This window comes from Sphingobium sp. MP9-4, assembly GCF_005281675.1.
GTDB classification, from domain to species: Bacteria; Pseudomonadota; Alphaproteobacteria; order Sphingomonadales; family Sphingomonadaceae; genus Sphingobium; species Sphingobium yanoikuyae.
In genome coordinates this window covers 1-18,456 of sequence record NZ_LUFI01000078.1, presented here as the reverse complement: position 1 = coordinate 18,456, position 18,456 = coordinate 1, and the positions used below count along the sequence as shown (strand labels likewise).

The 18,456-nt window shown below is 64.7% G+C and carries 16 protein-coding genes and 3 pseudogenes; 13 read left to right on the top strand and 6 right to left on the bottom strand.

Features of this window, described 5'->3' with window-relative positions:
• Positions 1-536 (top strand): annotated as a pseudogene (locus tag A0U87_RS22570) (energy transducer TonB); the annotation flags it as partial.
• Positions 537-542: 6 nt separating this feature from the next.
• Here A0U87_RS22570 and hemW read toward each other — a convergent pair.
• A complete protein-coding gene (gene hemW / locus A0U87_RS22565; RefSeq protein ID WP_080993666.1) occupies positions 543-1,718 on the bottom strand; it encodes a radical SAM family heme chaperone HemW in 1,176 nt (391 codons plus the stop codon).
• A gap of 52 nt (positions 1,719-1,770) precedes the next feature.
• Between hemW and A0U87_RS22560 the strand changes: the two genes are divergently transcribed.
• From A0U87_RS22560 to A0U87_RS22550, 3 genes are all read left to right on the top strand, one after another.
• Complete coding sequence (locus A0U87_RS22560; protein ID WP_010337592.1) at positions 1,771-2,346, top strand: CAP domain-containing protein; 576 nt, start codon at positions 1,771-1,773, stop codon at positions 2,344-2,346.
• A 115-nt stretch (positions 2,347-2,461) separates the two neighbouring features.
• Entirely contained in the window at positions 2,462-3,190 is a 729-nt protein-coding gene (locus tag A0U87_RS22555) for a hypothetical protein (protein WP_137406021.1), read from the top strand.
• Between the two features lie 134 nt (positions 3,191-3,324).
• Positions 3,325-3,945 carry a CAP domain-containing protein gene (locus A0U87_RS22550; RefSeq protein WP_048938735.1) on the top strand — a complete coding sequence of 207 codons (621 nt, stop codon included), beginning with the start codon at positions 3,325-3,327 and terminating at the stop codon, positions 3,943-3,945.
• Between the two features lie 27 nt (positions 3,946-3,972).
• Here A0U87_RS22550 and rdgB read toward each other — a convergent pair whose 3' ends face one another.
• Complete coding sequence (rdgB, locus tag A0U87_RS22545; protein WP_037516261.1) at positions 3,973-4,602, bottom strand: RdgB/HAM1 family non-canonical purine NTP pyrophosphatase; 630 nt, start codon at positions 4,600-4,602, stop codon at positions 3,973-3,975.
• 96 nt (positions 4,603-4,698) lie between these two features.
• The gene (rph, locus tag A0U87_RS22540; RefSeq protein WP_037516262.1) at positions 4,699-5,415 is read right to left on the bottom strand and encodes a ribonuclease PH; all 717 of its coding nucleotides are present in this window, start codon (positions 5,413-5,415) and stop codon (positions 4,699-4,701) included.
• 96 nt (positions 5,416-5,511) lie between these two features.
• Here rph and A0U87_RS22535 point away from each other — a divergent pair, with 96 nt between their 5' ends.
• From A0U87_RS22535 to A0U87_RS22515, 5 genes and pseudogenes are all read left to right on the top strand, one after another.
• Entirely contained in the window at positions 5,512-6,039 is a 528-nt protein-coding gene (locus A0U87_RS22535) for a DUF6438 domain-containing protein (protein WP_037516263.1), read from the top strand.
• Positions 6,040-6,461: 422 nt separating this feature from the next.
• A complete protein-coding gene (locus A0U87_RS22530; protein ID WP_037516264.1) occupies positions 6,462-7,646 on the top strand; it encodes a hypothetical protein in 1,185 nt (394 codons plus the stop codon).
• Between the two features lie 228 nt (positions 7,647-7,874).
• Complete coding sequence (gene hrcA, locus A0U87_RS22525) at positions 7,875-8,918, top strand: heat-inducible transcriptional repressor HrcA (protein WP_037510582.1); 1,044 nt, start codon at positions 7,875-7,877, stop codon at positions 8,916-8,918.
• Positions 8,915-9,478 (top strand): nucleotide exchange factor GrpE, encoded by a 564-nt coding sequence (grpE, locus tag A0U87_RS22520; protein WP_048938733.1) that lies wholly within the window; start codon positions 8,915-8,917, stop codon positions 9,476-9,478. Before hrcA ends, grpE begins: the two co-directional genes overlap by 4 nt.
• A gap of 94 nt (positions 9,479-9,572) precedes the next feature.
• Positions 9,573-10,776 (top strand): annotated as a pseudogene (locus A0U87_RS22515) (threonine synthase).
• A 38-nt stretch (positions 10,777-10,814) separates the two neighbouring features.
• Here the strand turns inward: A0U87_RS22515 and A0U87_RS22510 are convergent.
• A complete protein-coding gene (locus tag A0U87_RS22510; RefSeq protein WP_122928743.1) occupies positions 10,815-13,019 on the bottom strand; it encodes a TonB-dependent receptor in 2,205 nt (734 codons plus the stop codon).
• A gap of 223 nt (positions 13,020-13,242) precedes the next feature.
• Here A0U87_RS22510 and A0U87_RS22505 point away from each other — a divergent pair, with 223 nt between their 5' ends.
• Both A0U87_RS22505 and A0U87_RS22500 read left to right on the top strand, forming a co-directional pair.
• A complete protein-coding gene (locus A0U87_RS22505) occupies positions 13,243-14,058 on the top strand; it encodes a PadR family transcriptional regulator (protein ID WP_137406020.1) in 816 nt (271 codons plus the stop codon).
• A gap of 4 nt (positions 14,059-14,062) precedes the next feature.
• On the top strand, positions 14,063-14,341 hold the full coding sequence (locus A0U87_RS22500) for a DUF2218 domain-containing protein (RefSeq protein WP_137406019.1): 279 nt from the start codon (positions 14,063-14,065) through the stop codon (positions 14,339-14,341).
• A 211-nt stretch (positions 14,342-14,552) separates the two neighbouring features.
• Here the strand turns inward: A0U87_RS22500 and A0U87_RS22490 are convergent, their stop codons facing one another.
• On the bottom strand, positions 14,553-15,044 hold the full coding sequence (locus A0U87_RS22490) for a hypothetical protein (RefSeq protein WP_048938729.1): 492 nt from the start codon (positions 15,042-15,044) through the stop codon (positions 14,553-14,555).
• A gap of 17 nt (positions 15,045-15,061) precedes the next feature.
• Positions 15,062-15,868: a DUF4198 domain-containing protein gene (locus A0U87_RS22485; protein WP_048938728.1), complete on the bottom strand. Its 807-nt coding sequence runs from the start codon at positions 15,866-15,868 to the stop codon at positions 15,062-15,064.
• Between the two features lie 133 nt (positions 15,869-16,001).
• Between A0U87_RS22485 and A0U87_RS22480 the strand changes: the two genes are divergently transcribed.
• Positions 16,002-18,095 carry a TonB-dependent receptor gene (locus tag A0U87_RS22480; RefSeq protein WP_234415638.1) on the top strand — a complete coding sequence of 698 codons (2,094 nt, stop codon included), beginning with the start codon at positions 16,002-16,004 and terminating at the stop codon, positions 18,093-18,095.
• Positions 18,096-18,099: 4 nt separating this feature from the next.
• A pseudogene (locus A0U87_RS22475) lies at positions 18,100-18,456 on the top strand (energy transducer TonB); the annotation flags it as partial.

Genomic DNA, 18,456 nt, shown 5'->3' with positions numbered 1-18,456 from the left:
TCGCCCATGCCGATCGCGTGCCGCCTGCAGCGCCCGTGCCGCCGGTTCCGGCCGCCGACATCGTGCCCCCGGTTCCGCCGGTCCCGCCCGTGCCGCCGGTGACGGTGCGCAGCGAGCCGGGGCGGGTGATCGTTACCCATGCCAATGGCCGGGTCGAAACCCATCGCATCCCGACCGAGGCGGAGATTGCCCGCATGGTGCCGGTGGTCGACGTGCGCGAAGGCTGCGAGGGTGACAAGGTCACCAGCCATCGCGAATTTGTCGATGCCAATGGCCGCCGCAACATCCGGGTGCGCATCTGCGAGCGGGCGATCGAGGCGCAGGCCCGCAAGGCGGAGCGGATCGCCATGCTGAACGCTCGCGATGCAGAGCGCATGTCCCGCAATGCCGAACGGGAGGGGCGCAATGCCGCGCGCGCCGGGCTGACCGCTGCCCGTGCCCAGATCGCCGCCAGCCGCACGCCGGAAAGCGACCGGGCTGAGGCACTGCGCGACATCGACCAGGAACTGGCCGACCTCGATCGCAATCCGGACTGAGGCTTTTTAGACCGCCACCACTTCGGGCAGGATGGCGTCGAGCAGCAACATGCCCGCCGGGCTGACCTGAAGCCGGTTGCCGGTTCGCCAGACCAGACCCAGATCATTCATCCGGTCGATCGCCCGATCATCTACCAGCGCGCCGATCGGCAGGCCCGACAGGCCGGCGATCCGGGCCAGATCGACCCCTTCGCCCAGACGCAATCCCATCAGCAGCGCCTCGCGCGCCTTGTCCTCGGCCTGCAGCGGCACTTCCTGTTGCAGGCCGTTGCCGTTGCGATCGACCGCGCCCATCCAATTTTCCGGCTTCTTGTGGCGCAATGTCGCCATGCCGCCGCGGCGGCCATGGGCGCCGGGGCCAATGCCGACATAGTCGCCATAGCGCCAGTAGATCAGGTTATGGCGGCTTTCCTGTCCCGGCCGGGCATGGTTGCTGATCTCGTAGGAAGGGATGCCGGCCTGCGCCGTCATCGCCTGGGTCAGCTCATAAAGGGTGGCGCCATGATCCGGGTCGACCGGTGTCAGCTTGCCTTGCGCAGCGAGCGTGGCGAAGCGCGTGCCCGGCTCGATCGTTAACTGATAGAGCGACAGATGGCCGGTGCCGAAGGAGAGGGCGCGCGCCAGCTCCGCTTCCCAGTCCGATTCGCTCTGGCCGGGGCGCGCGTAGATGAGATCGAAGCTCACCCGGTCAAAAATGCGACGAGCCGTGTCGAGTGCGCCCAGCCCCTCATCGACGTCATGGGCACGCCCCAGGAAAGCCAGGGCGTCATTGTCGAGCGCCTGCAGGCCGAGCGACACGCGGTTGATCCCGGCGGCCGCCAGATCGCCGAAACGCGCGGCTTCCACCGAGTTCGGGTTGGCCTCAAGCGTGATCTCTATGTCGTTGGAAAAGCCCCAATGTCTTTCCGCCGCCTCGATCAGGGAAGCGGCGATGCGGGGCGGCATCAGCGACGGCGTGCCACCGCCAAAGAAGATCGAACGGAGCGGTCGCCGGCCGGTTTTTTCCGCCTCATAGGCAAGGTCGGCGAGCAGCGCAGCCTGCCACGCATCGGCGTCGATCCGGTCGCGCACATGACTGTTAAAATCACAGTAAGGACACTTCGAAACACAAAATGGCCAATGAACATATAGGCCAAGAGCCTCGGTGAAAGCCGGTGGGGCGAGAAGGACTTCGGGTGACATGAGTGGACATATCTTTAGACGCGTTCAGCGCGGCCCGCTAGCGGCTGCACTGATGCTTTTCGGCGGGATGATCGCAGGGGCGGTCGCACCGGCATCGGCTTCGGTCAATCGCGACGTGTGGAATTATTATAATATCCAGCCGGCGCCGCGTTCCGACGCGATGCTGCGCCAGGTGGTGATGGACGTGCATAATCGCGAGCGCCAGTCGTTGGGCGTGCCCGCGCTGGCCTGGGACGATCGCCTGGCCGCCGATGCAGCCGGCTATGCGCGCCAGATGGTGCATACCAACCAGTTTCGCCATTCGCACGGCGGTGAGCGCGACGAGGAAATCGGCGAAAATCTGTGGATGGGGACGCACCGGGCCTATGGCTATACCGCCATGCTCGACGCCTTCATGGACGAACGCCGCGCCTTCGTGTTCAAGGCCCGCTTCCCCGATGTCAGCACGACCGGCAATTGGGAAGATGTCGGTCACTATACCCAGATGATCTGGCGCGGCACCCGTCGGGTCGGCTGCGCGCTGGGCGAGGGCGCCCAATATGATTATCTGGTCTGCCGCTATTATCCGGCCGGCAATGTCTATGGCATGAGCCCGTTCGACCGCGACTTTGGCGGCTGGCAGGGCTGAAGACCTTATCCCAGGCGGATCATTTTTCCTCTCTGTCGATTATGCCTTGAAGCGCAGTCGGCAAAAGGGGGGAGGAAAAATGCAGCCCGTTTCAAGAACAAGGCCATGGGCCTGCATGGGCACGGCGATTACGCTGCTTGCCCTTTCTGCGTGTGGTTCACCATCTCCCACGTCTGATAATCAGGGCGCTGCGCCTGCCACGCCCGAAAATGCCTCCACCGCCGCCCAGCCAGACACGGCACCGGTCCCCCGATCCAGCCAGGCCGACCTGACGCCCCTGTCCTGCACCGCCGAGATCGGCGCGGCTGCGGCCGAGCGCCGCGTCAAGCTGTGCATCAGCGTGTCGCCCGCCACCCATCCGCCCTGCAATGCAGCCAATAGCTGTGCGATGATCGAGGATGAGATCGCGCGCAGTTGCGCGCTGTTCGACGGCCAGGGCGAGCCGATGGCCGGATGCACGCCCGAACCCAAGAGTATGGCGGCCGCGGCGGCCGTGGTGCAGCGTTATTATGCCGCGATCAACGCGCGCGACTATGGCACCGCCTGGAGCCAGTGGGGCGAAAATGGGCCGGCAGGGCAGACGATGGAGAGATTCCAGGCCGGCTTTGCCGCCACCCGCGCGACCCATGTGACGATCGGCCGGATGACGCCGGGCGATGCGGGCGCCGGCTCCGTCTACCAGCCGGTGCCGGTGACGATCGACGCGGAACTGGCGGATGGAACCCGCCAGCATTTTGCCGGCATCTATGTCGTGCGGCGCGTCAATGCTGTCGACGGGGCATCGGCCGCGCAGCGGCGCTGGCATATCGATTCGGCGAAGCTGCGACCCGTTTCGTCGGAGTGACGCCGACAGGCGATCGCCTGCGCCGGACTATTCATCCCTGCTTCACACGATCGGGCGTTTAGCCGCAGCATCGCGTTCCGAACCGGCCGGGCCGGGGGAGAGGCGCGGGCTATCGGGTCGAAAGAACAAAGACGATGCGCGGGTGGAAATGGGGGCTGGCCGTTGCGACGGCCGCCATGATGCTGGGGATTTTCGGTGGCAAGGGGCAGGCGGCGCCGGCGCGGCGTGCGCCCAGCCCGGCCGAACAATATGGCATGGAAGAGGCCGATCGCGACGATGGGCTGCTGCAGGATGTGGTCCTGGGCATGCATAATGACGAACGCAGCCGCTGGGGCCTGACTCCGCTTGCCTGGGACCGGACGCTGGCGGCAGATGCGGCGCGCTATGCGCGGCAGATGGCGCGGACCAACATCTTTGCCCACAGCCCACGCGCGACCCGCGCGGTGCCGAGCGGGGAGAATCTGTGGATGGGGAGCCGGGGCCTCTATGATTATGAGGTGATGGTCGGCGCCTTCCTCAATGAACGGCGCTATTTTCGCCGGGCGGGCAAGATGCCCAATTTCAGCACCACCGGCCGCTGGCAGGATGTCGCCCATTATACCCAGATCATCTGGCGCGGCACCCGGTCGGTGGGCTGTGCGCTGGCCGAGGGGCGCAGCTTCGATTATCTCGTCTGCCGCTATTATCCCGCTGGCAACATTTTCGGCATGGGGCCGCTGGATGCGGCGCCGGTGCTGGCGGGCGGCGAGGAATAGGGGCGGTCGGGACTGCCCCCATCTGGTTCAGATTACGGCCTTGACCAACTGGGCGAAGGCGTCGGCGCGGTGGCTCATCGCGTGCTTGGCGTCCGGGTCCATCTCGCCGAAGCTGATGTCGTGGCCCAAGGGCTGGAACATCGCGTCATAGCCAAAGCCGTTTGCCCCGCGCGGCGGCCAGACCAGCAGGCCGTCGACCCGGCCCTCGAACGCCTCGACATGGCCGTCGGGCCAGGCGAGGGCGAGGGCGCAGATGAAATGGGCGCCATGGCCGGCGTCCGGCCCCTTGGCCTGCACCCCGTCCCACACCTTCTGCATCGCCATGCCGAAGTCCTTGTCCGGCCCGGCCCAGCGGGCGGAGAAGAGGCCCGGATCGCCGTTCAGCGCCTCGACGCAAAGGCCACTGTCGTCGGCCAGCGCCGGCAGGCCGGAGAGGTCGGCAGCCTGCATCGCCTTCAGCTCGGCGTTTGCGATGAAGGTGGTGCCGGTCTCCTCCGGCTCAGGCAGGTCGAGCGACGCGGCGGAGATCGGCTCGATCCCATAGGGGCCGAGCAGGGCGGCGATTTCCCGCACCTTGCCGGCATTATGGCTGGCGATCACCAGCTTGCCTGGCTTCAGCTTGCGGATCGCCTGTTCCTGTCCAAAATCGTCGCTCATCTGGCTCTACCCTGTGTCGTTCGTTTCGAGCGTAGTCGAGAAACGCACGAATGCGCTATCTGCTTCTCGACTTCGCTCGAAGCGAACGGATTTCAATTACCGACCCGTCGCCACATCCTGCGCGGCGAAGATCTTGGCGCAGCCGATGCGGGCGAGGCGGAGCAGGCGGAGCAGCTCTTCCTCGTCATACGCCGCACCCTCAGCCGTGGCCTGCACTTCGGCGAACTTGCCGTTGCCGGTCAGGATCAGGTTGGCGTCGGTCTCCGCATTGCTGTCCTCGGCATAGTCGAGGTCGAGCACCGGCGTGCCTTCATAGATGCCGCAGCTGATCGCCGCGACCTTCTGGATGATCGGGTCTTCGCTGAGCGCGCCGGAGGCGAGCAGCTTGTCGACGGCGATGCGCAGCGCAACCCAGCTGCCCGAGATGGCGGCGGTGCGGGTGCCGCCATCGGCCTGGATCACGTCGCAGTCGATCACGATCTGGCGCTCGCCGAGCTTCTTGAGGTCGACGACCGTGCGCAGCGATCGGCCGATCAGGCGCTGGATTTCCTGGGTGCGGCCCGACTGCTTGCCCTTGGCCGCCTCGCGGCTGCCGCGGGTGTGGGTGGCACGGGGCAGCATGCCATATTCGGCCGTGACCCAGCCTGAACCCTTGCCGCGCAGGAAGGGAGGCACCTTTTCCTCGATTGAGGCGGTGCACAGGACGCGGGTGTCACCGAAGCTGACGAGGCACGAGCCTTCGGCATGGATGGTGAAGCCGGGTTCCATGGTGATGTCGCGCATCTGGTCGGGCGCGCGGCCGGAAGGACGCATAATATTCTACTCCGAAGCGGTCAGGTGGCGGGCCTTAGCGCTCGGCTGCGCTGCATGCCAGTGCCAAGCGCCAAAAGTTGCGATAAGAGGGGCGCCATGAAGAGAGCGATGATGATGGGGCCGGTTGCGATGTTGGCGCTGGCGGGATGCGTGACCGATCGGGAGAAGGTGGAGCTGGAGCCGCCAACGGCCGCCGGCGACACGATCCGTTTTACCGCCGGTCGCTGCTTCGGCGCCTGTCCCGCCTATACGCTCACGGTGACGCCCGATGGCTCCGGCCTGCTGGAGCCCGAGCGCTTTACCTCCGTCCCCGGTCCGACCCGCTTCACCGTCAGCGCCGCGCAATATCGCCAGCTGCGCACCGGCCTTGCCCCGTGGAAGCCGGCGACCGGCACGGCAAAGCGCATCGCCCAGGGCGAGAATTGCACCCGCTTCGCCACCGACATGCCCAGCTACACGATCGAATGGACGCGCGGCGGCGGGAAGAACGGGACGAAGCCGACCCGGCTCGATTTCCAGTCGGGCTGCATGGACAGCCGCTATGCGAAACTCCGCACGACGATCGGCGGGATACCCAAGACGCTGGGCATCGAACCGATGCTGAAGCCCAAGCCGGCCAGCTGAACCGCCGCCCCGCGACGCGACAGCCCGAAGTTCACAGTGTCGCAGGGATAAATTGCGTCGATTCCGGCGAATTGCGCCTGCCACGCGCCAGCGAAGCGACGGCCACGCGACACGTGGGTCACGCCAACGCGACGGTCGCGCGCCTCTGACGCGACAGCGAGGCGACACTGAAACGACAGCGACGCGACAGATTCGCGCGTGGGGCGGGGGTGTTAAGCGGGGCGTGAGAGCGGCCTGTTCCATCGTGTAGGGTAGATCAGAAGAGCGGCGAGTAGGAAAGCGAAGGCGGGGTTGCGCCCCATGTCGGACATTCTGTGACGTGCGCTTAGGACCTGAAACCGGCCGTTAACGAGCGAACATTTTCTATCGTGTCCTCTAAGGTAAAGGGTTGCGTTCCAATGGTGGCGCCATAGCGTTCGACTATGATCGCGCGCTATACCGTCCACTTGAAGCAGCCTATCCGCATGCGGGACCATTGGCCCATTGATGTGCTGGGCGCGCGTCTGACACTAGTTGGGGACGGCGATATGGTCAGTGGACTGCTGTTTACCTTCACGGGCCAGCCCACATCCCTTGCGCCGACTATGACCGACCCTGAAAAGCCGGGGCAACCGCCGACGATTTCAGTGAGCGATCCACTTCACACGCTGCTTCGCCAGCAGGTTCGAAATGGCTTTAGCTTCATGCAGGCACTCTTTCCGGTCCAAGTTGCGTTCGATCGGACGGATGCAGAATATGAAGGGGAAACGCCGGAAGAGACCGATGCTATTGCCATTAGCCGCTTCACCTATGGCGAGGCCGATGACCGCCCGCTTGCTCTGACATACGACTATTTTACGCGAGCCATGATGGCCGCGGAAAAGCCGTACGACGAACGATACCGGCTCTTTGCCACCCTGACCGGCTACGCTCGTGAGGCGTCCAAGGAAGCGCGATACATTGACGCTTTCCGCTACTATTTCCTGATCCTCGACGCCTTTTTCAGCAACGGGCAATTCAAGAAGGCTGGTCTCGAAAAGGCGTTTAAAGGTCATGCGGTGCTTATGGATGCGATCAATTCAGCGAAGGCCGACTTCCGAGAGGATCGAACGCGGCCTGCCACACCGACCGGCACTTTTCTTCGCGGTTCGCCTACCAGGGATGAGATCGCCGACCACCTGATCGAACGGCGAGGCCACTACTTTCACAGCAACCGGCGCAAGCCTGGGGCATGGAGTCCAGATAAGCAGGACGAAGCCCGCGATCTGTCATGGCTATGCTCCATGATATGCTTCTATCTATCAGAAGAATATTCGGCTCCAATGTTTGCCGAGGAGCTTGGCGCCAGACATTTCGCCGAGGCCACAAAGTCAGGAGCGATAATCGTGCTTAGGATCGACTATACCTATGTTGACGATGATGGCGACGGGAAGCCGAAGCAAGCACGTACGAATATCAACATGCCGGGCACAAGGGTGACGCGGAAGATGGCGACGGAGATTACGCAGAATTTTGTGCAGAATTTTATTGAGTCCCAGCCTGCAAGCAGTTTGATGCACGCCATCTGCCGAGAAGAGAAATCGGGTCAGTCGATCTTTGAGATTAGGTATTCGCAGGAGCTTCCCTAGCATGATCCCAAAGACTGTTGGCTGCTTCGGCTGACAGCAACCCAAAACCCGACATTCCGTAACCGGCCATTTGCGCGCATCACCACCTCGGCTTCGAGTTGCAGAACCTCGCTGCTTTCCAGCTGGAACCAAGAAAAGCGGGATGCCGGGTCAGGCCCGGCATGACGGATAGGGAAATGGCCAATCTCCCCCGTTGAGCCAGCGATCAAAGCCGCCTACATCATCGCCATGGCCGCCACCGCCTCCATCGCCGAACTGAATGACCGCGCGCGCGACGTGTTTCGCATGGTGGTGGATAGCTATCTGGGCACCGGACTGCCGGTGGGATCGCGCACGATCAGCAAGATGGGGCTCAGCCTCTCGGCCGCCTCGATCCGCAATGTGATGCAGGATCTGGAGGAGTTGGGTCTGCTCGCCGCGCCGCACACCTCGGCCGGGCGAATGCCGACCGAGACCGGGCTGCGGCTGTTCGTCGACGGGATGATGCAGGCAGCCGAACCATCGGTCGAGGAGCGCCGCGCGATCGAGGCGGGGCTGGCCGAGGGCGGGCCGATCGAGGAGGCGCTGTCGGCGGCAACGGCGACGCTGTCGGGCCTGTCTGCCTGTGCCGGCATCGTCATGGTGCCAAGGCGCGAGCCGGTGCTGCGCCAGTTCGGTTTCGTGCCCTTGAATGATCGGCAGGCGCTGGCCGTGCTGGTCGGGCAGGACGGGTCGATCGAGAATCGCGTGCTCGACCTGCCGCGCGGGGTGACGCCATCGATGCTGAACGAGGCGGCGAATTTCATGTCGGCGCGCTTTGGCGGGCTGACCCTGCGCCAGGCCGGCGACCTCTTGGCGCGCGAGATGGAGCAGGAGCGCTCCACGCTGGAGGGCGCGGCGCGTGAACTGGTGACGCGCGGCATCGCGATCTGGAGCCATGATGCCGATGACAGGCCCGTGCTGATCGTGCGGGGGCAGGCGCATCTGATCGACGATGGCACCGCCGCCGACCTCGACCGGGTGCGGCAATTGCTGGAGCAACTGGAGGGCAAGCAGGAGATTTCGCGCCTGCTGGAGAGCGCGCTGGCCGGCAGCGCGACCAAAATCTTCATCGGTTCGGAAAACAAGCTCTTTTCCCTTTCGGGTTCATCGGTCATAGCCGCCCCCTATCGCGGTGGGGACGGCCGGGTCGTCGGCGTGGTTGGCGTGATCGGCCCCACGCGCTTGAACTATGCCCGAGTGATCCCCATGGTGGATTTCACCGCACAGACGCTGTCGAGATTGATGAGATGAGCGAAGACAAGCAGACTATCGAAAATACCGAAACCCTGGACCAGCTGCCCGAGGAGGAGACCCCCGTGGACGCCCCTGAAAACGCCCATGCCGAGCGTATCGCAGCGCTGGAAGCCGAGCTGGAAACGGCCAAGCAGGACATTCTCTACGCCCATGCCGATACGCAGAATGTGCGGCGCCGGCTGGAGAAGGAACTGGCCGACGCGCGCGCCTATGCCGCGACCAGCTTTGCCCGCGACGTGCTGTCGGTGGCCGACAATCTGGGCCGGGCACTGGCCGCCATCCCCGCCGATCTGCGCGAGGACGACAAGTTCAAGGGGCTGGTGACCGGCCTGGAAGCCACCGGCCGCGAGCTGGAGGCGGTGTTCGGCCGCAACGGCATCACCAAGATCGAATCGGTCGGCCAGCCGCTCGACCCGAACAAGCATCAGGCGGTGATGGAACTGCCGTCGGCGGACGCCGAGCCGGGCACCGTGCTGGTGGAAATGCAGGCTGGCTACAGCATCAAGGACCGCTTGCTGCGCCCCGCCATGGTCAGCGTGGCGAAGAAGCCGGACTAATTTTCTCAACCCGTTCGGGCTGAGCCTGTCGAAGCCTTGTTCTTTCTTTTGAGAGGGACGGGCAAATGACAGGCTTGGAACGAACGGGATTTTCATGCGCCACGATCTCAACCTCACCACCGACCGTCCGACCTTTGTTACCCATCTCGAATGTTCGCTGACCGGCGAGCGTTATGAGGCGGATCGCCTGCATGGGCTGTCGGCGGCGGGCAAGCCGCTGCTGGTGCGCTATGATCTGGACGGCGTGCGGGCCGCGCTGACCAAGGAAGCGCTCAGCAGCCGGCCGATGGACCTGTGGCGCTGGCGCGAATTGCTGCCGGTGCGGCAGACCAGCAACATCGTGAGCCTGGGCGAGAATGCGACGCCGCTGATCCCGCTGCCGCGCACGGCGTAGCGGCTGGGCGGCGCGCAGCTGCTGGCCAAGGATGAGGGGCGGTTGCCGACCGCGTCGTTCAAGGCGCGCGGCCTCGTCATGGCGGTCTCCATGGCCAAGGAACTGGGCGTGACCCAGGTGGCGATGCCGACCAACGCCAATGCCGGCGCGGCGCTGGCCGCCTATGCGGCGGTCGCCGGCATGGAATCGGTGATCTTCTGCCCGGCCGACACGCCCGAAGTGAATGTGCGCGAGATCGCGGCGCAGGGCGCGCGGGTCTATCGCGTCAACGGCTATATCGACGATTGCGGCGCGATCGTCGGCCAGGGCGTCAAGGAACGCGGCTGGTTCGATTTCTCGACGCTGAAGGAGCCCTATCGGATCGAGGGCAAGAAGACGATGGGGCTGGAACTGGCCGAGCAGCTCGGCTGGGAATTGCCCGATGCGATCTTCTACCCCACTGGCGGCGGCACCGGCCTGATCGGCATGTGGAAGGCGTTCGATGAGCTGGAGAAGATCGGCTTCATCGGCTCCAAGCGCCCCAAGATGTTCGCGGTACAGGCCGAAGGCTGCGCGCCGATGGTCCGCGCGTTCGAGCAGGGCGTGGAATTTGCCGAGCGCTGGGAGGATGCCCAGATCATCGCCATGGGCATTCGCGTGCCCAAGGCGGTGGGCGACTTCCTGATCCTGCGCGCGGTGCGGGAAAGCGGCGGCGCCGCGCGACGTGGCGCGCGATGATGGCCTGCTGCTGTGCCCGGAGGGCGGGGCGACGCTGGCGGCTTACCAGCGCGCGTTGGACGAGGGGCTGATCGGGCGGGGTGAACGGGCGGTGCTGTTCAATTGCGCCAGCGGCCTCAAATATCCGCTGGAGGACCAGAGCCGCACGCTCGACCGGCATGCGCCGATCGATTTCGCGTCGCTCTGATGGCCTGAACGGGCGGGCCGTGGCCCGCCCGCTTATGATCAGAAGCGATAATCCCAGCCCAGGGTGAAGAGCCGCCCTCGACCGGCGAAGAAGGCCAGATTGTCGTTGGGCAGGCGCGTGTCGCTATTATAGTCGATATAGAATTTATCGAACAGATTCTGGACGCTGAGATAGACGCCGCCCAGTGATGCGGTGTCGTAGCGAAGATAGGCGTCGGTGACCGCATAGCCGCCGAAATTGTTGCGCCGGTCCGGGTTCGCCTTGCCATGGAAATTGCGCGACAGATAATATTGGGTCTGCAGCCGCGCCGAGATGGCGCCATGGCGATAGTCGGCGGCGACGTTCAGGCGATCCGGCGAGATGTTGGTGCCGTCCAGATCGGTATCGACGATGCCGTCGGGATTGGCGCTGTCGCTGTCATAGCGGCCCTTGAGATGGGCATAGCCGGTGGAGAGCTTGAGCCCCCGCAGCGGCGTCTGTACGCCCAGGTTGATCTCCAGCCCTTCGATCTCGACTCGCTGGCGCTGCACGGTGAAGATACCGTCGCCCTGCGCGATCAAAATCTGGCCCTTGTCGCTGGATGACCAGAAATAGGTGGCGCTGGCGTCGATCGGGCCGCGCTTCACCTCCAGCCCGATCTCGCGGTTGTTGGAGACGATCGGGCTGATGTCGAGATAATCGTCGAGGTCGACGCCCGCGACGCCGATCGACCGGGTGACGCGGCCGACATCGGGCATGGTGAAGCCCTCGGCATAGCTGGCATAGGCACGAATGCCATCGATCGGCTCGAAGATGAGGCCGCCGTTGAGCAGTGCGTCGGAGAATTTGGGCTTGCCGCCATCGACATCGACGCCGCCATAGGTCGCTACATTCTTCCCGTCATAGGTGGTCGATGCCAAGGTGTGGAAATCGTCGATCTTTACCTGCACATTTTCCCAGCGCACGCCGCCCGCCACGCGAAACAGCCCGTCGGCGATCTTAAGATTGGCCTGAGCGAAAGGGGCGATGGAGCGGAAATCGCTGGGCGGCACCCAGGTGCGGCCGGTGACCATCAATCGCTGTTCCGTCTTGTCGAACAGGACGTCCAGGCCGACCGTGGTGGTCAGCGCCTCGAAGCCGGGCAGGGCGCGTTCATAGCTGATCTTGCCGCCGATCTTGCGCGACCGGTTCTGCGACTGGTCGAACAGGGTGCCGACCGGCGCGATGCTGGGATCCTGGAAGGTCGCGATCGCGGCGAATTCGCCGCCGAAAATGTCGCGGCTGCGGTTGAAGAAAAGCTGGGTGACGAGGTTGCCGCCGGCGACATCGCTGTCGGTGTAGGAGATGGATGCGCTTTCGGTGCGGTTCGATCCCGGCGTGCCAGGGGCGTCGCCCTTGACCGCGGTGGTGGGGAGGCCGTTGGCGCGGCTGCCGGGGAGCGGGACATAATCGCCATCGCCCTTCAGCTCATAGCGATTGAGGATCAGGTCGAGCCGGCCGGTATCGCCGACGGCATAGCCCAATCGCGCGAAGATATCGGTGGTCTGCGATGCCTGGGTCTCGCCCTGGGTCAGGTTGATGCCGATGCGGCGGTTGCGCGCGTCGTAGAAGGCGCCGCGCTTTTCATAGGAGGCGCCGACCGTGGCATCGAAAGCGCCGGCCTTATACTGGACCAGTCCGGCCGCCTTGCCGCCAAAGCCGTCGCCGTCGAAATCGTCACTGGCCGATCCCTGCAGCAGCACCCGGCCGCTGATGCCCTCCTGCTTGGGCGCGCCGACCGTCACCTGGTTGACGATGCCGCCGGTGCCGCCAATCCCCTGCAGCGCGTTGGAGCCATAGATGAGTTCGACCCGGTCGATGAAGAAGCCGTCGATGGTGAAGCCGTCGCGGCTGCCGTCGCGCAGCGGGGTCGACTGGGGGATGCCGTTGATGGCGTAGAGCGGCGAGCGGCCGCGCAATGTTTCGCCCGCGCCCGACAGCTTGCCGCGCGTGGGGGAAAAGCTGGGGGTGAGGGTGGAGATGGCATCGGTGACCGAGCCGGAGATCGCGATCTGCTGGTCGAGCATCTGCTTGTCGATCAGGTCGATCGTCAGTGGCAGCGCATTGGGCGGCAGGATCGAGCGGGCCGCGGTGACGACGATCGATTCGCTGTTCTTGATGTCAGCGTCAGCCTCGGCCTGCTGCGCCATGGCTGGCGATGCGAGGGCGATGGTCAGCGCCGCCAGCGCGATTGCAGAGTGACGAATTTCGATATGATGCAGCATCGCGATCCCCTGATCCATGTTGGGCAGGGCTGCTAACGACAATCGATCGCAAGAACAATCACATTCTGCATAATGCTTATACCCTGAGGAGATAAGCCAGATTTTCCGGCGTTTCGGGTGGGTGTCTCCATCATAAGATGCATAAAGATATATCTCATGCATTGACGCTGATGAATTTTAAGATATATCACAATGCATCATGAAGCATTTTGAAAGAGAGAATATGCATTTTTCCCATTCCGATCGCGGCGCTGGGCGCCGGGGTTGCCGGCCGGGCCGGCACATGGATGACGCCATGGTCGATCGCGGTTTCGACCCGCGCAGTTTCGACCCGCGCAGTTTCGACCCGCGCAGTTTCGACCCGCGCAGTTTCGACCCGCGCAATGCCGATCCGCGAGGCTTTGGCCATCGTGGTGGACGCGGCCATGGCCGCTTCTTCGGAACGGGCGGCTTTGGCCCCGAGGGCTTCGGGCGCGGTTTCGGCGGTGGTCGGGCCGGGGGGCGGGGCGGTCCGTTCGGTGAAGACGGTTTTGGTGACGGTCCCTTCGGCGGTGGCCGGGGCGGGCGTGGCGGCGGGCGCCGGCGGCTGTTCGGCAATGACGCGCTCAAGCTCATCCTGCTCAAGCTGATCGCCGATGCGCCGCGTCACGGCTATGACCTGATCCGCGAGATCGAGAGTCTGTCGGGGTCGGTCTATGCGCCCAGTCCGGGCGTCGTCTATCCGACCCTGACCCTGCTGGCCGACATGGACCTGATCGCCGAGCAGCCCGGTGAAGGCAGTCGCAAGCTGTTCGCCATTACCGAGGCGGGCACCGCCCATCTGGCCGAGCATGAGGCCGGCGTTGCCGAGGTGATGGAGAAGCTGGCGCATCTGGCCCGCAAGGCGCAGCGTAATGATGCTGCGCCGGTCCGCCGCGCGTTGCAGAATATGCGGGTGGCGATCCAGCATCGGCTTGAAAAGGAAGGTGCCGATTCCCAAACCATGTTCGACGTCGCGGCCCTGATCGACGAGGCCGCCAGCAAGATCGAAAGGCTCTGATCCCATGACGCTGACCGCCACCGTGCCGACCACCCATGGCAGCCGTTACCTGCAGCAGCTGTGCAAGCATTGGAGCCACAAGTTCGAGACCTGCTTCGACGCGGACAAGGGCGAGATCGCCTTTCCGATGGGGCCGATCCACCTGAGTGCCGATGCCGAGCTGCTGACCGTGGTGTTGGAGCCCAATGCGGACGCGGATGTCGAGACGTTCAAAAAGGTCGTAGCCGACCATCTCGACCGCTTCGCCTTCCGCGAAGCGCCCTTGCCCTTCAACTGGGCCTGAAGAAGGGCTTTCCGGCTGCTCGACCCTGACGAAAGTCAGGATCCATTCGGCGCTACACCTGCAAGGAAGCGCTGAATGGATCCCGGATCAAGTCCGGGATGACGGCGATGACTTGGGCGCGGGTGCGCATGCGAAAGGGGCCGGGTCTGCACGGCCCGGCCCCTTCCCTGGTAAGCTCCATGAGGACCGGCAAACCCGGTCCTTCTTTGTGTCAGCTGTCGGTCTTGGCGCGCATGGCGGCCATGCGGGCGTTGGTCGCCTGCACGTCGGCGGCGGTGACGATGCCGTCCTTGTCGGCGTCCTGCTCGGCAAAGGCACGCGCGCCCGATGCGTCATATTCGGCCTGCGCCATCTTGCCGTCCTTGTCCTTGTCGAGGACGTTGAAGCGGACATGGGCCTGGCGGATCTGGCGCTGGCGCTCCTCGGTCTTCTTCTCTTCGGTCAGGCTCGATTCTGCGAGCTGCTTTTCGAGGCGGGCGGCATATTCGCCGACATATTCATCCTCCGACACCCAGCCATCGCCATTGGCATCGGTCGCCTTGAAGCGGGTGACGCGCACGGCGTCGAACTCGGCGCGGCTGACCTGGCCGTCATGGTTGCTGTCATAGTCGTGGACGAAGGCGCCGCCTTCATGCGGGGCGGCAAAGGCGGGCGTGCCGGCGGCGGCAATGACGGCGGCGATCAGGATGGAACGGGTGTTCATGATGTGTCTCCGGAATATCAGGCGGCGTCGAAGGCCAGCGTGTAGGTGTAGCTGCGATAGGGTGTTTCCGACCCGGCCGGTGCGGCGCCGCGATGGCGGACCAGGATCAGATAGGTGCCGGCGTCGTCGGGCTTCAGGCTGAAGCGGCCCTGTGCGTCGCTCTTGGTCTCGGTCGCGACCTTGCGGCCGTCATGCACGCCAGCGCTGCGGAACAGGGTGACCTGCGTGGCGGGCAGGGGCTTGCCGTCGAACAGCAGCACGAAGCTGGCGTCGCTGCCCGACACGATGGCGTTGGGATGGGTGACCGGCTGGATTTCGAGGCCCGTGCCGACGGGCTTGAGCGCCGCCTGCGTCGTCTGGCCACGGGTGACATAAGCGTCGGCCAGCGTCATGCTCTGCACCTCGACCTCCTGCGCGCCGGGCTTGGGATCGCTGCCTTCGCCGCGCATCACCCAGGCATCGCCGACGCGGAACATCTTGCCCTTGCGCCCGGCGCGCTGGCCGGTGGTGATGCGATAGGTGCCGTCCGCCTTCAGATCTGCCTCGAACACCGACAGGTCACGCAGATAGGTGACCGGGCCGGTCGTCGCCTGGCTGCCGTCCGGCGCGACCAGGTGGAAGGGCGCGTCGCGCATCGCGACTTCGGGGACGAAGGCATCCTCGGCAAAGGCCGAGGTGACGGTGACATGGTCGGCCTTTCCGGCGTCGAACAGGGTGGGCAGCACATAGGGCATATGCGCCTGGGCGGCGGTCGCGCCGGCCAGTAGCAGCACAGGCAAGGCGGCGGCGAACAGGGCGTTCACCGGGCGGCGATGGTTGGACAATGGGGTTCCCCTTGGTTTCGTTACGCCTCTCTATAATATATAGTGAGAATCACTTGCAATAGCATTTAATGCGGTTAGAGAGCGGCCAACCCGGCGCGTGATGCGCCGCAACAATGATACGGGGGCATTTTTCATGACCAAGTCCAAGACCCTGCTTCTGCTGGGCACCGCGCTGATCGCACTGCCGTTGCCGGCAATGGCCCAGGCGCAGAGTGACGACATCGCGGTGGCGAGCGATTCGCAGTTCGCGCTCGACCGGATGATCATCTCCGCAGGCGTCGAGAAGGTCGCGCTGGACACGCCGCAGGCGGTGACCGCGCTCGACCAGGAGGATATCGACCAGCTGCAGGCGACGACGATCGGCGACCTGTTGGAAGGCATGCCGGGCGTCAATGTGCAGGGCGGCGTCGGCCAGCTCGGCCAGGGCTTCAACATTCGCGGCATGGGCACGGCGATCGGCGACAGCGACAACCGCATCCTGATGACGGTCGATGGCGTCACCAAATTCTACGAACAATATCGCATGGGTGCCTTCTTCAGCGAGCCCGAACTCTACAAGCGGGTCGAGGTGCTGCGCGGCCCGGCATCCTCCACCCTCTATGGCGCGGGCGCGCTGGCGGGCGTGATCAACTTCACCACCAAGGATGCGTCGGACTTCCTGCGCGACGGCGACAAGCTGGCCGTGCGCCTGAAGGGTGCGACCGAAACCAATGCGCAGGGCCATACGCTGTCGGGCATCGTCGCGACCGAGCCAGTCGACGGCGTCGAACTGCTGGGCAGCTATAATTATCGCCGCACCGACGATTACAAGAGCGGCAATGGCGACACCGTCGCTGCCTCCGCCACCGAATCCGACAGCTGGCTGGTCAAGGGCCGGGTCGCGATCGGCGGCAACAAGAAGCATGCGATCTGGGCGTCCTACCAGGACTGGATCAGCGACGCGCCGCAGGTCTATGACCAGATTTCGGCCGCCACCGGCAGCTCGCTGATGCGCCGCCGGGTTCACGACAAGACCGCCGTGCTGGGCTATGTGAACGACTTCGACGGCAGCAAATTCTTCAATGTCGAGGCGCAGGTCGCCTATTCGCTGTCCAAGGTCCACCAGACCGAGACGACCTTCCTGGGCGCGAACCTGGAATATTCCGATTTCTCCTATGAAAGCTGGCAGGCCAAGGTCCAGAATACCAGCGAGTTCGCCATGGGCGGCGACTGGACGACCTTCCTGATCCTGGGCGGCCAGTGGAGCACGCAGGAACGGCGCAACCCCCGCGTCAATTTCGACGGCACGGTGACGCCGGGCGCGGGCACCCATCCCGAAGGCGACATGGACCGCTATGGCCTGTTCGGTCAGCTGGAGATCGTCTGGTCCGACAAGCTGACCATCATGCCTGGCGTACGCGTCGACTGGACCCGACTGACGCCGGGCGACACGGTGGTCGGCGGCACTGTCCTGACCGACAAGGTGAAGGATAGCGGCGTGTCGCCCAAGCTCGCGGCGCTCTACAATCTCACGCCCTGGTTCGGCCTGTTCGGGTCGGTCGCGCGCACCGTGCGCATGCCCAATATCGACGAAATCTTCACCCGCAGCGCAACCCGGCCGAACAATCCGGACCTGAAGCCCGAGAAGTCGGACAATTATGAAGCCGGCTTCACTCTGTCCTTCGACGATATGCTGGGCAAGAATGACCGCTTCCGCGCGAAGACCACCCTGTTCCAGAACGACGTCGAGGATCTGATCGTCAACGTCTCGGCCGCGGCGGGCACGCCCTATTTCCAGAATATCAACCGGTCGCGCTTCAAGGGCATCGAGCTGGAGGCCGAATATGGCATGGGCGGCTTCTATGCGCGCGGCAATGCCAGCTTCATCGATGGCAAGAACCGGCTGACCGGCGATTATCTCAACACCATCCCGGCGAACGACTATCGCCTGACGCTGGGCTATAATGATATGGCGAGCGGCCTGTCGGGCGGCTGGACCGGCGAATTTGCCGAGCGGCAGGACAAGGTGACGCCGGGCAGCTTCGCCTCGGCCGGGTCGGGCCTGGCGACGCCGGGCTACAGCGTCCACAACCTGTTCTTCGCCTTCAAGCCGCAGGGTGGCGTGGCCAAGGGCTTCGAATTCCGCATCGCCATGGATAATATCTTCGACAAGCAATATCGCCGCCATCTGTCCTCGCTCGCCGCCGAGGGACAGAGCTTCCGCTTCACCGTGGCGAATACCTTCTGACGCCATGACGGGCGTGCGGCGTCCCTTTCGCGTCACGGGGCCGGCGGCGGCCTCGCTCGGGATCAACGCGTTGCTGATCGCAGCGCTGCTGAACCTGGGCATGGGCCGCGCGCCGAAGCGCGAGGAGGGGGCTGCACTGACCGTCATGTCGCTGGCGGCGCTGAAGGGCGTGGAGCAGGGGGCGGAACAGGCCGAGGCGGCGGAGGCGACGGCGCAGCCCGAAGCTCCGGTGCCGACGCAGGCGCCGCCCCCAACGCCGGTCAGCCCGCCGCAGCCGGTGCCGCCGCCGATGGTGGCGATCCCTTCCGCATTGTCGCTGCCCGTCGCGGTGGCGCCGGCTGCTCCGTCCACGCCGGCGGCC

Coding starts and splice junctions, on each gene's coding strand:
- rph (WP_037516262.1), bottom strand. CDS start 5,415: ATGCGTCCTTCCGGCCGCGCGCCCGACCAGATGCGCGACATCACCATG.
- A0U87_RS22510 (WP_122928743.1), bottom strand. CDS start 13,019: ATGCTGCATCATATCGAAATTCGTCACTCTGCAATCGCGCTGGCGGCG.
- A0U87_RS22490 (WP_048938729.1), bottom strand. CDS start 15,044: ATGAACACCCGTTCCATCCTGATCGCCGCCGTCATTGCCGCCGCCGGC.
- A0U87_RS22560 (WP_010337592.1), top strand. CDS start 1,771: ATGCTTTTCGGCGGGATGATCGCAGGGGCGGTCGCACCGGCATCGGCT.
- rdgB (WP_037516261.1), bottom strand. CDS start 4,602: ATGAGCGACGATTTTGGACAGGAACAGGCGATCCGCAAGCTGAAGCCA.
- A0U87_RS22555 (WP_137406021.1), top strand. CDS start 2,462: ATGGGCACGGCGATTACGCTGCTTGCCCTTTCTGCGTGTGGTTCACCA.
- A0U87_RS22530 (WP_037516264.1), top strand. CDS start 6,462: ATGATCGCGCGCTATACCGTCCACTTGAAGCAGCCTATCCGCATGCGG.
- grpE (WP_048938733.1), top strand. CDS start 8,915: ATGAGCGAAGACAAGCAGACTATCGAAAATACCGAAACCCTGGACCAG.
- A0U87_RS22505 (WP_137406020.1), top strand. CDS start 13,243: ATGCATTTTTCCCATTCCGATCGCGGCGCTGGGCGCCGGGGTTGCCGG.
- A0U87_RS22500 (WP_137406019.1), top strand. CDS start 14,063: ATGACGCTGACCGCCACCGTGCCGACCACCCATGGCAGCCGTTACCTG.
- A0U87_RS22535 (WP_037516263.1), top strand. CDS start 5,512: ATGAAGAGAGCGATGATGATGGGGCCGGTTGCGATGTTGGCGCTGGCG.
- A0U87_RS22480 (WP_234415638.1), top strand. CDS start 16,002: ATGACCAAGTCCAAGACCCTGCTTCTGCTGGGCACCGCGCTGATCGCA.
- hemW (WP_080993666.1), bottom strand. CDS start 1,718: ATGTCACCCGAAGTCCTTCTCGCCCCACCGGCTTTCACCGAGGCTCTT.
- A0U87_RS22550 (WP_048938735.1), top strand. CDS start 3,325: ATGCGCGGGTGGAAATGGGGGCTGGCCGTTGCGACGGCCGCCATGATG.
- hrcA (WP_037510582.1), top strand. CDS start 7,875: ATGGCCGCCACCGCCTCCATCGCCGAACTGAATGACCGCGCGCGCGAC.